The sequence below is a fragment of the Streptomyces sp. NPDC032198 genome, assembly GCF_040636975.1.
Classification (GTDB): domain Bacteria; phylum Actinomycetota; class Actinomycetes; order Streptomycetales; family Streptomycetaceae; genus Streptomyces.
Genome location: NZ_JBEZVL010000007.1, coordinates 95,311 through 108,444, shown reverse-complemented (window position 1 = coordinate 108,444; position 13,134 = coordinate 95,311). Strand labels below are relative to the sequence as shown.

The following is a 13,134-nucleotide window of genomic DNA, read 5'->3' as shown; positions in this document are numbered from 1 at the left end:
CGGGGCGCGGTAGGGGGGTGCCGTGCTCGGCGACCGAATTCATGCCGAGTCACGTCCCGCGCGATGCCAGCTCACTCGGCATGCACGGAGATCCATTTCGTCATGCTCACGTGAGAACCCCCCTTTCGAACCGGATACATATCCGGACCGCCCGGGGGTGGGCGGTCCACCGGACGAGAGGGACAAGACTCATGAGTTCTGTTGTGCGCCCGGCCACCGAACCGGGGCCGGATCCGTTGGAGAAGAAAGCGCTGTCCGGCAACTACCGGCCGATTTCCACCCACCTGGCGATCACTCCGCCGGTGAGTGTCGTGATTCCCGCCATGAATGAAGCGGAGAATCTTCCCTACGTCTTCAAGACGCTGCCCGAATGGATTCACGAAGTCGTTCTTGTTGACGGCAATTCCACCGACGAAACGGTGGCCGTCGCCCGGGAGCTGTGGCCGGACGTGAAGGTCGTCAGACAGCTGGGCAAGGGCAAGGGCGACGCCCTGATCACCGGATTCGAGGCGTGCACCGGCGACATCATCGTGATGGTCGACGCGGACGGCTCCGCCGACGGGCACGAGATCGTCAGCTATGTCTCCGCCCTCGTCTCGGGTGCGGACTTCGCCAAGGGCTCGCGGTTCGCCAACGGCGGTGCCACGGACGACATGACGCCGATCCGCAAGCTCGGCAACCACGTGCTCTGCTCCGTGGTGAACGCCAAGTTCGGCGCCCGCTACACCGACCTGTGCTACGGCTACAACGCCTTCTGGAAGCACTGCCTGGACAAGATAGAGCTCGACTGCACGGGCTTCGAGGTGGAGACCCTGATGAACATCAGGGTGGTCAAGGCCGGGCTCAAGGTTCAGGAGATCCCCAGCCACGAGTATCTGCGCATCCACGGCGTCAGCAATCTCAGGGCCGTGCGCGACGGTCTGCGCGTCCTGAAGGTGATCCTCACCGAGCGCTCCAACCGCCGCGGGCAGCAGCGCCGCCGTGCCCGTGGAGGTCCCTTCCCCACGCGTCAGGGAGAGGTGTCTTGAGCGCTCCCGGCCACCACGGGGGCAGCGCGGTCGCGGGTGTCTCCGTCGTCATCTGCGTCTACACCGAGGACCGCTGGGAGGACATCCTCGCGGCGGTCTCCTCGGTGCGGGCGCAGTCCCTGGCGGCGCTGGAGACGCTTCTCGTGGTGGATCACAACGCCTCGCTCCTTGACCGGCTCACCAAGGAGTACAAGGAGGCCGAAGGGGTGCGGGTGCTCGCGAACGCGGGCCCCCGCGGCCTCTCCGCGGGCCGCAACACCGGGATCGCCGCCTCCAGCGGCGAGATCATCGCGTTCCTCGACGACGACGCCGTCGCGGAGCGGGACTGGCTGCGCCACTTCGCCGAGGGGTACGCCGACCCGAAGGTCTTCGCGGTGGGCGGGCGCACCATGCCCGTCTGGGAGTCACGGCGCAGGCCCGCCTGGTTCCCCGAGGAGTTCGACTGGGTCGTGGGCTGTACGTACAGGGGGCTGCCCGAGGGGCGCGTGCGGGTGCGCAATGTCCTGGGCGGCAATGCCTCCTTCCGGCGTAGCGCCTTCGAGGTGGCGGGGGGCTTCGCGACCGGCATCGGGCGCGACGGCGACAAGCGTCCGCTGGGCTGCGAGGAGACGGAGCTGTGCATCCGCCTCACGCGGGCACGCCCCGACGCCGTCCTGCTCATCGACGACCGCGCGGTGATCCACCACCGGGTCCCCGCCGCGCGGGAGCGCTTCCACTACTTCCGCACGCGGACGTATGCGGAGGGGCTCTCCAAGGCGCTCGTGGCCCGGAGCGTCGGGGCCGGCAAGGGACTCGAGTCCGAGCGGCGGTACACCACGCGCGTCCTGCCCGCCGGTGTCGGGCGCGGCCTGCGGGACGCGCTGCTCGCCCGTCCGGGCGGCGCGGGCCGCGCCGGGGCCATCGTGGCGGGCGTGGTCACCGCGGCCGGGGGGTACGTCCTCGGGAGTGTCCGCGCGCGCAGGGGAGGCGCCACCTTCTCGGTCGTGGAGATCGGGAAGGACGCGGATGGTGAGGGGGCTGCCGCATGAGCGCGGCACCGACCGGCCGAGGAGGGCCGCCATGAACCCGCCCGTGCCGATACTGATGTATCACTCGATCGCCCATGAACCGACTTTGGAGACACGGGAGTTGTCCGTGTCTCCAAAGGCGTTCACCGAGCAGCTCGAACTGCTCGGCGAGCGGGGGTTCACACCGCTCAGCACGGCCGGGCTCGCCGCGATCTGGCGTACCCCCGGCCGCGCGCTGCCGGCCAGGCCCGTCCTGATCACCTTCGACGACGGCTACGAAGGCGTGCACCGGCACGCGCTGCCCGCGCTCGCCAAGCACGGCTTCGCGTCGACGCTCTTCGTCTCCACGGGGTGGCTGCGCGGGGCGCACGACACCGGGGGCGGCCTCGACCGGATGCTCGACTGGGACCAGGTGCGCCAACTGGCGGCGGCGGGCACGGAGATCGGCGGTCACAGCCACACGCACCCGCAGCTCGACCAACTGGACGACGACGACCTCTGGTTCGAACTGCTGCGCTGCAAGGAGATCATCACCGACGAACTCGGCACCCGGCCCGCCTCCTTCGCCTTCCCGTACGGCTATTCGAGCCGCCGGGTGCGCCGGACGGTGCGCGGCGCCGGGTTCGCCCAGTCGCTCGCGGTCGGCAACCGTCTCGCGCGGCGCACCCAGGGGCCCTATGCCCTGCAGCGGGTGACCGTGCGCCGGTCCACCGGCATCGAGGAGTTCGAGCGGCTCGTCGAGGGCCGTGCGATCGGCCGTAATTTCGCCAAGGACTCCGCCCTCACCAAGGGGTACGCCGTGATCCGCAGAGTCCGACAGGCCCGCCGGAAGGCAACTCGTACCCGTGTCTGACACGTCCACCGCCCAGGCAGACGTCTCTGGGGCTCCCGGTACCGAACAGCAGCCGTCGTCCGGCAGGTCGGGCAGGCCGCGCAGACTGCGGCTGCCCGGCCTGGGCGGATCAGGCGGTGGGAGTCCCCTGTTCCGCAACGCCTACGCACTGATGCTGAACACCGGCATCTCCGGCGTGCTCGGCCTGGGCTTCTGGCTGGCCGCCGCCCGGTACTACTCCGAGTCGGCGGTCGGCCAGGGCTCGGCGGCGATCGCCGCCATGAAGTTCCTGGCGGGCCTCACCGCGCTCACCCTGATGGGGGCCCTCGCGCGCTTCATCCCCGTCGCGGGACGCGCCACCGGCAGGCTCATCTTCCGTACGTACGCGGGCAGTTCGCTGGTCGTCGCGTTCGCCGCACTGATCTTCCTGTTCACGCTGGACCTGTGGGGACCCTCGTACAAATTCCTGCACGGCCCGCTGAACGGCCTCGGCTTCATCGCCGCGGTCGTCGCCTGGTCGCTGCTCACCCTGCAGGACGGGGTGCTCACGGGGCTGCGCAGCGCGCTGTGGGTGCCGGTCGGCAACACGATCTTCTCGGTCGTCAAGCTGGGCCTGCTGATCGCGATCGCCGCCGCGATCCCGACGGCGGGCGTTTTCGTGTCGTGGGTCGCCGCGATCGCCCTGTCCGTCATCCCGCTCGGCTTCCTGGTGTTCCGGCGGCTCGTGCCGCGGCACATCAAGGCGACCCAGGACAAGACGCAGCCGCCGACGCTGCGCGAGATGGGCCGCTTCCTGGCGGGCGACTACACGGGCTCGCTCTTCTCGCTCGCCGTGGTCTATCTCGTACCGGTGATCGTCGCCTCGCAGGTCAGTTCGGTCGACAACGCGTACTTCTACATCACCACCACGATCGGCGGCACGGTCAACCTGCTCGCCATCAACATGGGCGCCTCACTGACCGTCGAGGGCGCGCACGACCCGGCGCGGCTCGCGGCGAACACCCGGGCCGCGCTGCGCCGCATGGCGCGCATCATGCTGCCGGTGTGCGGTCTGCTCTTCCTCTGCGCGCCCTACATCCTGCGGGTCTTCGGCCAGGGGTACGCGGACGCGGCGACGCCGCTGCTGCGCTGGTTCGCGGTGGGCGCGGCGCTGCGGGTCGTCATGGAGACGTACTTCGCGGTGCAGCGTGCCCAGAGCCGGACGTCCGGGATCGCCTGGCTGCAGGGCCTGTTGTGCGTGCTCGTGCTCGGCCTGACACTGCTTCTGCTGCCGCGGATGGGTCTTACGGGCGCGGGCGTCGCGGAGGTCTCCAGCCTCTCGGTGATCGTGGCGATCGCGGCGCCGAAGCTGTACCGGGTGGCGCGGGGAACGCCGTCGGCGGAGCCGGCCGACGGCGGGGCGCCGGACGGCGATCTCGCGGACCTGGGGACGGCCGACGCGCCGCCCGCGCTCCCCGCGGACGAGCCGGGTCAGCCGGGTCAGCCGGGTCAGCCGGGTCAGAAGAAGGCGCGGCGCGGGCCCGCCTGGGCGCTGCGCGAGTCGCTCGACTCGGACACGCTGCACCTCGCGGTGCTGACCGACTTCGAGCATCCGGAGCGCAGACCCGACATGCGCCCGGGTCCCGGGACACCGGCTTTCGGGACACCGGCGGTCAGCAGAGCCGCCTCGGGGAGCACCGCGTCCGGGAAGCCGGCTTCCGAGCGGGCCGCTTCCGGAAAGGCCGCGGGTACGGGGGACGAGGGGGACGACATGGAGAACCGGCCGACGTGGGCGCTGAGAACACCGCCCAAGCCACGCGAGCCGGATCCGGAGCCGTCCGCGCCGATGCAGCCCTCGGTGTCATCGGCCGTCACGGCGCCCGCCGCGGAGCCAGGCACCGACGCACCCGCGCCGCAGGCCCCGCCCCTGCCCCCGCCCGTCGTCGCGCCCGGACCGCTCCCCCGCCGCCGCGCCGCCTTCATGGCGCTGCTCCTCGCCTTCGCGCTCGCCCTCTACTGGCTGCCCACCGTGGGCATCACCGAGGCGGACCTGGACACGATGGGCGGGCTCGGGCTCATCTCCGTCCTGCCCGTGCCGACCCTGGTCGGGGCTGCGCTGCTCGTCGTCGTCTTCGCCTCGCTGCTCTGGCTGGAACGGCCGCACAAGACCCTGCTCCTGGTGACGCTGGTCGTCACGGTGATCTGCCTGCACGCCCTGCCCGCCGTCCTGGAGGACGAGCCGCGGTTCGCGACGGCCTGGCAGCACCTGGGCTTCATGGAGTACATCGACAGGACCGGCACGGCGGTGCCCGACCTGGACGCGCGCTGGAGCTGGCCCGGGTTCTTCGCCGCGGCCACCTTCGTGGCGAAGGCGTGCGGGGTCTCGGACATGACCGAGGTGATCCGCTGGTGGCCGCTGGCGATGCAGCTGCTCTATCTGGCGCCGATGCTCCTGCTCGTGCGTTCCATGCGGGCGTCCTGGCGCGCCAAGTGGGCCGGGCTGTGGATCTTCGCACTGAGCGGCTGGGTCGGCCAGGACTACTTCTCCCCGCAGGGCTTCACGTATCTGCTCTATCTGGTGTTCGTCGCGGTGCTCCTCGTGTGGTTCCGCGCGCCGCACGTGCTGTGGGCCAAGCGGCGCCCGGGCGAGCTCGAGGTCGAACCCGCGGACCGGCGCCAGCGCGCGGTGCTGCTCGGGGTCCTGATCGCCCTGTTCGCGGCGACGGTCCCCGCCCACCAGCTCACGCCGTTCGTGATGCTCGGCGTCCTGGCCGTGCTCGTCCTGGTGGGCCGCTCGGAGCTGCGCGGCCTGCCGATCCTGTTCGCGGTGTTCGTCGCCGTCTGGGTCGGCTTCCTGGCGGAACCGTACTGGTCGGGGCATTTCGACGAGCTGTTCGGCGGGATGGGCGGTGTCGGCGACAACGTGTCCTCGTCGGTGTCCGGGCGCATCGAGGGCGGCAGTTCGACCCATCAACTCGTGCTCTACGCGCGCGTGGCGCTCGCCGGCACCGTCATGGCGCTCGCCTGCTGGGGCTGGTGGCGGCGGCGCGACCACAAGTACACGGAACGCTCGCTGCTCGTCCTGACCTTCGTCCCGTTCCTCGGCTTCGGCATGCAGTCGTACGGCGGCGAGATGGCACTGCGGGTCTTCATGTTCGCCCTGCCGGGCGCCGCGCTCCTGGGCGGTCTCGCGCTGTTCCCGCGCGCGGGCATCACCGCGAAGGAACGGGACCGCGACCGGGTGAGCCTGGCGCCGATCGCCGCGCTGATGGCGGGTCTCGTCCTGATGGGCGGCTTCCTGGTGGCGCGCTGGGGCAACGAACCCTTCGAGCGGACCCGGGTCGGCGAGGTCGCCGCCATGGAGTACGTGTACGCGCACGACGACCCGACGGTGCGGCTGCTGTGGATGAGCGACGACACGCTCAACAACGTGACGCCCGCGATGCCGTGGGGCGCGCGTGACATGGAGAAGGTCCAGTACGTCCCGACCCTCGCCCCGGCCGACCCGGTCCTGGTCTCCAGCCTGGTGAAGGCGCTCAAGGACGCGGGCCCCCACTCGTATCTGATGATCAACAAGAGTCAGACGGTCTATCTCCAGATGGACGTGGGCTACCCCAGGACCTGGGACACCCGGCTGATCACGAACCTCGACAACCGCCAGGAGCTGAAGAAGGTCTTCACGAACGACGACGCGACCCTCTACACCCTGCGCGAGCAGCCGGACGGCAAGGTCGAAAAGGCCGCCCCGGGCCCGATCGGCCCGCAGGTGACCTGGACCCCCTGGTCGGTGGTCGGCGCGCTCGCGGCGATCGCCCTGGTCCTGCTGCTCGTCACCCGCGAGGTCGTGCGGGTAGCGGTGGAGCCGAGCGTGCGGCAGCTGCGCTGGCTGCAGAGCAGCTTCTGGTTCTCGCTGCCACTCCTAGCGGTGCTGCTCGCCTCGCTGATCCAGCGGTTCCTGACGATGGCGTGACGAGCCGGGCCGCGGGGTGGGGACGGTGGCTGAAGCGGATCAGCGCTTCAGCCACTTCACCTCGTACCCCTTCATCCCGAACCGCTGCCCGTCGATCTTCGCGTTGATCGGGCGGTCGAGGGTGTTCACGACGAGCACCGTCTTCTTGTTCGCGAGGACGCGTACGTTCGGTACGTCGTCGGGGGCGACGGAGACCTTGTCGTACTCCGTGCCGGGCGGGAACTCCTCGCTGAACCGGGAGAGCATCGTCAGCATGGGCAACTCCGTTCCGCCGTCGTCGAGTTGCGTGGAGCGCCACAGGCAGCCCGCGCAGCTCTCGCCCTTGTTCTGCGGATTCCAGTAGAAGCCGCTGCTCGCGCCGCCGCGCACCATCGCCATCAGTCCCGAGGCCTGCACGGCGACGCGGTGCGGCTCGGACCAGTCGTCGCGGTCGTCGTTGCTGTCGCCCGGTTCCACGTAGTACTCGGCCCACCACAGCGGCAGGTCGCCGGTGCGCTCCCGCACCCACTTGCTCACGGCGGTGAGCTTGTCGGTGGCCTTGAACTCGTCGGGCAGCATCTCGTCGTCGACGGTGTAGCTGGAGCCGTCCACGACGACGAAGTCCGCGCCCGCCTTGTTCTTGTTCCAGTAGTCGAAGGCGTCGAGCGCACGCTGGTCCATGCGGCCCCAGTCGCCCTCGACCTTCGTCGACGCCCCCTCGCTCTGGCGCGGGTCGAGGCTGTCCATGACGAGGTAGGGGCCGCCCACCAGGATGTCCTCGTTGACCTTCTTGAGCTCCTTGTAGACCAGGTTGTAGAGCTCGGTGTAGCCCTCGTAGTCCCAGCGGGCCTTCTCGCTGTTCCAGAAGCCCTTGAACTCGTTCCAGACGATGAAGTGCCGTACGTCCGGATAGCGTTTGGCGACGGTCGCCGCGAGCTTGGCGAAGTCCTTGTAGTGGGCGCGCTCCGGGGCGGTCTCCAGGGCCTGCTGGCTCCAGTCGGTGTTGTCCGCGCCGGGCTTGCCGCCCTTCATCCAGTCCGGGGAGCAGCACAGGGTGACGACGGGCGTGCCGTCGGTGGCGCGGATGAAGTCCATCCGCTTGTCCATCGCCGAGAAGTCGTAACGCCCCTTGACCGGCTCGGGGTTGCCCGCGCCCCAGCCCATGATGTGCTGGATCTGCGGCAGCGGGCGAGGCTTGCCCGCGAGCAGCTCCTCGACCCGCCGGGTGGCGGCGTCGCCGCCCTCGTCCGCGCTGTACTGGGTGTGGGTGAAGCCCCAGCCGACGGCCGGTTTCGCCTCGCCGGGCGGGACGGCGGGCGTGCCGTGCACCTTGTCGCCGTCGCGCGTGGTGCCCTCGGTGCCCGTGCCGTCACCGGGCAGTGTGTTGGTTACGGTCAGGATCAGGGCCAGTGCGGCCAGAGCAACGCCGAGCAGCGCGGTCAGTCGCCACCGCTGTGCCCCCGAATTCCACCCATGACGTGCCATCAAGGACAAGAGTAACGGCGGTGGTTGTCGGTGGGACAGGTTCCGGACCACAGCTTTGCCACGGGGCGCCACCGGACCCGGCACCTGAACGGAGTACGGCGGAGTACGTAAACCGGGATGCACAAGGGCACTTGCGTGCCGGATCATGGCGGCATGTCTGCGAACCCTCAGGACACCCTGCCGATCCGGCTCAACGTCGACGACAGCGACTCTCCGTCCGATGTCGTGGACGCTCTCTTCCTCGGCCGCTTCGCCACCGGCGAGCAGCCCTTCTCGCACAGCTCCAACATCGACCGCGTCAAGTCCGGTTCCACGCTCCTTCCGCCGGGCGCGACGGTGCTGCGCGCGGCCCGCGACGACGACCGCAGCGCGACGCTGGCCGAGGGCGAAGGCTGGACGCTCCTGATCTCGCGCTGGAACCGCGGCGCGGACGTCACGGTGACGGCGACGAGCGCCGACCTCGCGGAGAAGGTCCTGAAGCAGGCGACGGACGGCGCGCAGGACGAACCGGAGCCCCAGCCGGACAACGTGACCATGGGGTTCTGGTACGTGTCCCCCAGGCGCGGCCCGCACCGCACCACACGGCAGATCGCCGCGGGTACGTGGGAGGAGGTGCGGGAGAACTACACCGCGCCGGTCGCCGGGGCCATGGACTCCCTGATGAAGACGGGCCCCGAGGACATCTCGGGCCGCCTCCTGCTGCTGCACGGCCCGCCGGGCACGGGCAAGACGTCGGCGCTGCGGACGCTCGCGCGGTCCTGGCGGGACTGGTGCCAGGTGGACTGCGTCCTGGACCCGGAGCGGCTGTTCAGCGACGTCGGCTATCTGATGGACATCGCGATCGGTGAGGACGACGGCACGGCGAAGGGCCGCTGGCGGCTGCTGCTCCTGGAGGACTGCGACGAGCTGATCCGGGGCGAGGCGAAGCACACCGCCGGGCAGGCGCTGTCGAGGCTCCTGAACCTGACGGACGGGCTGCTCGGGCAGGGCCGCAACGTCCTGGTCGGCGTCACGACCAACGAGGACTTGGAGCGGCTCCACCCGGCGGTGGTCCGGCCCGGCCGCTGCCTCGCCCGGATCGAGGTCGGGAGCCTGACCCGCGCCGAGTCGGTCGACTGGCTCGGCACGGACGAAGGCGTCCCCCGCGAGGGCGCGACCCTGGCGGAGCTGTACGCCCTGCGCCGCGGCACGTCCCCGACGTCGGTGCCGGACCCGAGAGAGGGAGCGGACGCGGGGCTGTACCTGTAGCGGGGTCTCTGTAGCGGGGCGTGCTCGCCACAGTGGGCGGGCAGCACGGGGTCAGCTCACCCCGAGTCCCCATAAGCGGCCCGCAAAGCATCCCGCGCGGCGGCAAGCGCGGCGGCTTCGGAAAGCCCGAGCCGCTGAGCCCGCTCGGCGAAGGCCTGGGCGGCCCCCGAAGCCTCCCGCGCCGCCGCGTCCCCCGCGGCGGCGACGAACGTCCCGTGGCGCCCCCGCGTCTCGATCACCCCGTCGCCCTCGAGCGCCCGGTACGCCTTGGCCACCGTGTTGGCGGCGAGCCCCAGCTCCTGGGCGAGCCCCCGCACGGTCGGCAGCTTGTAGCCGACCGGCAGCGCACCGCCCCGCGCCTGCTCGGCGATCTGGGCCCGCACCTGCTCGTAGGCCGGTACACCGCCCGTGCCCGCGCCGGCCCCGTCGCTTTCGATCTCGATCTTCAACGTCACGCGGCGATTGTCCCGCACCCCCGGAAAATAAGAGGCACCACGGCACGCTCCGCGCGTAGCGTGCGGCCCCATGACCGTCCTTGTCCGCGCCCTGCGCCCCGGCAACACGCCGGACGCCGAGGCGTTCGCCGTGGTCCGCCGCGCCTGCGTGCCCGCCATGCTCGCCACCGCCGATTCCGTCAGGTTCGATCTGGCACACGCCCATCCGGAGTCCCGGTACAGCCAGTTGGTCGCCGAGAGCGACGGAGAGATCATCGGCACGGCGCAGGTGGGTGTCTCCTACGACAGCCCCGAGCCGGGCCAGGGCTTCGCCAACGTCTACGTGCTCCCCGGCCGGCGCGGCATCGGCGCCGGATCGCTGATCCTGCGGACGGCGGAGGAGTACCTGTCGGGTGAGGGAGTCTCGACGGTCTTCTCCTGGGTGCTCGACGAGCCCGCGAACCGCGCCTTCGCCGCCGCACGCGGCTACCGCGCGAGCCGTTCCGCCCATTTCCTCCGGCTTGACCTGGCGGGCGGCGTGCTGCCGCCCCGCCAAGAGCCGCCGGACGGGGTGGAGTTGCGTACGGGAGCCTCGTACGGGGACGACCCGCGTGCCCTCTTCGACCTGGACGCGGAGACCGTCGCGGACGAACCGAGCGATGTGGCCGCGGAGTTCACGGACTACGCGCACTGGCTCGCCGAGACCTGGAACCACCCCCTGGTCAACCGCGAGCTGACCACGGTGGCCGTGGTGGACGGCCGCCCGGCCGCCTTCACCCTGGCCCGCACGGACGGCGCGTCGCGCTACGCGAGCGGCATGACCGGCACCGGACGCGCGTTCCGCGGCCGCGGCCTGGCCAAGCTCGCCAAGAACGACTCCCTGCACCGGGCGCGTGCCGCGGGCTGCACGGAGGCGTTCACCGGCAACGACGCGGGCAACGAGCCGATGCTGGCGATCAACAAGTGGTTCGGTTACGAGATCTGCGCGACGGAGGTACGTCATGTCCGAGACCTCGGCTGACACGACGCCCGGCCAGGTGGAAGTCGTCCTGATGAAGGCGGGCCGCACGAAGATCCGCTATCCGGCGGAGGTCGTCGCGGACGACGGCACCGTGGTGACGGTCCGAGCACCGTGGGCGGCCGACGGCGTACGGGACTTCGGCTTCGTGCGCTTCGAGCCGGGCGACGTCTTCACGGAGCACTACTGGCGTGATCGCTGGTACGCCGTGAAGGAGGTCCGCACCTCCACGGGCGTCCTGAAGGGCTGGTACTGCGACGTGACGCGCCCGGCGGTGCGGGACGGCTCGACGCTGACGGTGGAGGACCTGGACCTCGACCTGTGGTGCTCGGCGGACGGCCGGACGATCCTGCGCCTGGACGAGGACGAGTTCGCCGAGAGCGGCCTCGCCGAGCGCGACCCCGAGGCGGCGTCCAGGGCCCTGTCCGCCCTGGACGAACTGGAGCGCCTGGCCCGCGACGGAGAACCCCTCGCCCCGGCCTCCGCCCTCCACGACGCGCCGTAGGACCAGGCGCTTCAGGTCCACATGCGCCGGACGGCCCGGATGACGGTCCGGGCCGTCCGGCGTTCGGGCCCTTCCGGTCAGGGCGCCCCGACGACCAGTTCCACCTCGAAGCCCGCCCCGTCCTCCAGATACGCCGCGCAATGCTTCTCGCCTCCCGCGAACGGATGCCGCTCCGGGAAGAGCAACGACCATCCGTGCCCGGGCGCCCGCGCCACCAGCCGGTCCAGCTCCGCCCTGTTGCGCACATGGAACGCCAGGTGGTTCAGGCCGGGCCGCAGCCGGTCATGGCCGCTGTCCCGCATGTCCGGCGACTGCTCAAGGACCACGTACGACGCATCTCGCCGCCAGCTGCCGCCGCCCTGCCAGCGCTGCTCACGGACATGCCCCAGCTCCCCGAGCAGCCAGCCCCACGAAGCCTCCGCGGCGGCGAAGTCCGGCACCCAGAGCTCCACATGGTGCGCGCCCCGCGCAGGCGTGAGGGCGACCGACCGATCGGCCCCGCCCCTCTCGTACCGCACCGCGTCACCCGCCTCCTGCCAGTGCAGGGCGAACCGCTCCCCCGCCCGCCACGCCTCAAGAGCCGCCCTGCAGTACGCCACCATGTCGTCCGGCAGCTCGGCCACCCCGTGCCAGCTCAGCTCGTCGCACTTGTCGGGCTCCGCGTTGAAGGGCTCGCCGCCCGCGCCGTACGCCGCCTCGAAGAACCAGCCGATGCGGGCTGCCCCGCCAGGACCCCGGTGCTGGAGGACCAGTTCGGCGCTGACGTCGTCGGGCGTGAGCGCCAGGCCGATCTCCTCGCGGGCCTCGCGGATCACGGCCGTACGGACGTCCTCGCCGGCCTCCACGTGACCGGAGGGGAGGTTGAGCAGTCCGTCCCCGTAACCGGTCCCGGCGCGGCGGGCCAGCAGCACCTCGTCGCCGCGGCGCAGGATGAGGTGGACGTCCACCACCTCCTTGTGCCGGGCGGGCGTCGCCAGGAGGTCGGCGATCACCGCGTAACGCTCGTCCTCCACCCGCTTCCCCCACAGCCGCTCGTCGCCCGAGAGCCGCTCGGCACGGAGCTGACCGGCCACCGGCGTCAGCGCGCCGATCAGGCGGTCCGCGGGGATTCCGGCGGGGTTCTCCGTGCCCCACACGCCCTCGACGAGCACCAGGCGTCCGCCCGGCCGCAGCAGCCCGCACCAGTGCCGCAGCGTCTCCTCCGGGTCCGGGAACATCCACAGCACGTGCCGGGCCAGGATCACGTCAAAAAGACGTCCCTCCACCGGAGGCTCACCCGCATCGCCGACCAGCACCTGGGCCGCGTGCCCCGACAGCTTCTCGCGGGCCAGCTCCACCATGTTCGGGGACAGGTCCACGCCCGTGACGCGATGCCCTCGCTCGGCGGCCAGCAAGGAGAGGCTTCCGGTGCCGCAGCCCAGGTCAAGGAGGTCGCCGGGGGTCTTCGGCAGCCAGTCCCGCAGGCGCTCCGCCCACGCGTCCCGCACCACCGTGTCCCGCAGTCCGTGGTCCGGCTCGTCGTCAAAGGTGGCCGCCTCGGCGTCCCAGTCGATCGTCATCCGGCGATGGTGACACCCGCCACTGACAATCCAACTTCGATGAGAAACCCTCCCTGCAGAGGTCTACCGACGTCCTACCTTGGACATCGG

At 71.0% G+C, this 13,134-nt stretch carries 10 protein-coding genes; 7 read left to right on the top strand and 3 right to left on the bottom strand.

Translation table 11 applies throughout. The features are described 5' to 3' along the window. Nucleotides 1–191 precede the first annotated feature (191 nt). The 4 genes from AB0E78_RS19900 to AB0E78_RS19885 all read left to right on the top strand — a co-directional run bounded on the left by AB0E78_RS19900 (nucleotide 192) and on the right by AB0E78_RS19885 (nucleotide 6,816). A complete protein-coding gene (locus tag AB0E78_RS19900; RefSeq protein ID WP_361833978.1) occupies nucleotides 192–1,028 on the top strand; it encodes a glycosyltransferase family 2 protein in 837 nt (278 codons plus the stop codon). Then, a complete protein-coding gene (locus AB0E78_RS19895) occupies nucleotides 1,025–2,056 on the top strand; it encodes a glycosyltransferase family 2 protein (RefSeq protein WP_361833977.1) in 1,032 nt (343 codons plus the stop codon). Before AB0E78_RS19900 ends, AB0E78_RS19895 begins: the two co-directional genes overlap by 4 nt. Nucleotides 2,057–2,087: 31 nt before the next feature. Beyond that, the gene (locus AB0E78_RS19890; protein WP_361833975.1) at nucleotides 2,088–2,888 is read left to right on the top strand and encodes a polysaccharide deacetylase family protein; all 801 of its coding nucleotides are present in this window, start codon (nucleotides 2,088–2,090) and stop codon (nucleotides 2,886–2,888) included. A 151-nt stretch (nucleotides 2,889–3,039) separates the two neighbouring features. Then, nucleotides 3,040–6,816, top strand: coding sequence for a lipopolysaccharide biosynthesis protein (locus tag AB0E78_RS19885; RefSeq protein WP_361834643.1), 3,777 nt, complete (start codon nucleotides 3,040–3,042; stop codon nucleotides 6,814–6,816). Nucleotides 6,817–6,855: 39 nt separating this feature from the next. Here AB0E78_RS19885 and AB0E78_RS19880 read toward each other — a convergent pair whose 3' ends face one another. Continuing rightward, entirely contained in the window at nucleotides 6,856–8,280 is a 1,425-nt protein-coding gene (locus AB0E78_RS19880; protein ID WP_361833974.1) for a xylan 1,4-beta-xylosidase, read from the bottom strand. 153 nt (nucleotides 8,281–8,433) lie between these two features. On the opposite strand from AB0E78_RS19880, the gene AB0E78_RS19875 reads away from it, so the two are divergent. Further along, a complete protein-coding gene (locus AB0E78_RS19875; RefSeq protein ID WP_361833972.1) occupies nucleotides 8,434–9,528 on the top strand; it encodes a DUF5925 domain-containing protein in 1,095 nt (364 codons plus the stop codon). Nucleotides 9,529–9,584: 56 nt separating this feature from the next. Here the strand turns inward: AB0E78_RS19875 and AB0E78_RS19870 are convergent, their stop codons facing one another. Next, complete coding sequence (locus tag AB0E78_RS19870) at nucleotides 9,585–9,977, bottom strand: GntR family transcriptional regulator (protein WP_361834641.1); 393 nt, start codon at nucleotides 9,975–9,977, stop codon at nucleotides 9,585–9,587. A gap of 76 nt (nucleotides 9,978–10,053) precedes the next feature. Here AB0E78_RS19870 and AB0E78_RS19865 point away from each other — a divergent pair, with 76 nt between their 5' ends. After that, nucleotides 10,054–10,983 (top strand): GNAT family N-acetyltransferase, encoded by a 930-nt coding sequence (locus tag AB0E78_RS19865; RefSeq protein ID WP_361833970.1) that lies wholly within the window; start codon nucleotides 10,054–10,056, stop codon nucleotides 10,981–10,983. Next, complete coding sequence (locus tag AB0E78_RS19860) at nucleotides 10,964–11,485, top strand: DUF402 domain-containing protein (protein ID WP_361833968.1); 522 nt, start codon at nucleotides 10,964–10,966, stop codon at nucleotides 11,483–11,485. Before AB0E78_RS19865 ends, AB0E78_RS19860 begins: the two co-directional genes overlap by 20 nt. Before the next feature lie 77 nt (nucleotides 11,486–11,562). On the opposite strand, the gene AB0E78_RS19855 is transcribed toward AB0E78_RS19860, so the two are convergent. Then, nucleotides 11,563–13,044: a trifunctional class I SAM-dependent methyltransferase/NUDIX hydrolase/VOC family protein gene (locus AB0E78_RS19855; protein ID WP_361833965.1), complete on the bottom strand. Its 1,482-nt coding sequence runs from the start codon at nucleotides 13,042–13,044 to the stop codon at nucleotides 11,563–11,565. Nucleotides 13,045–13,134: the final 90 nt, after the last annotated feature.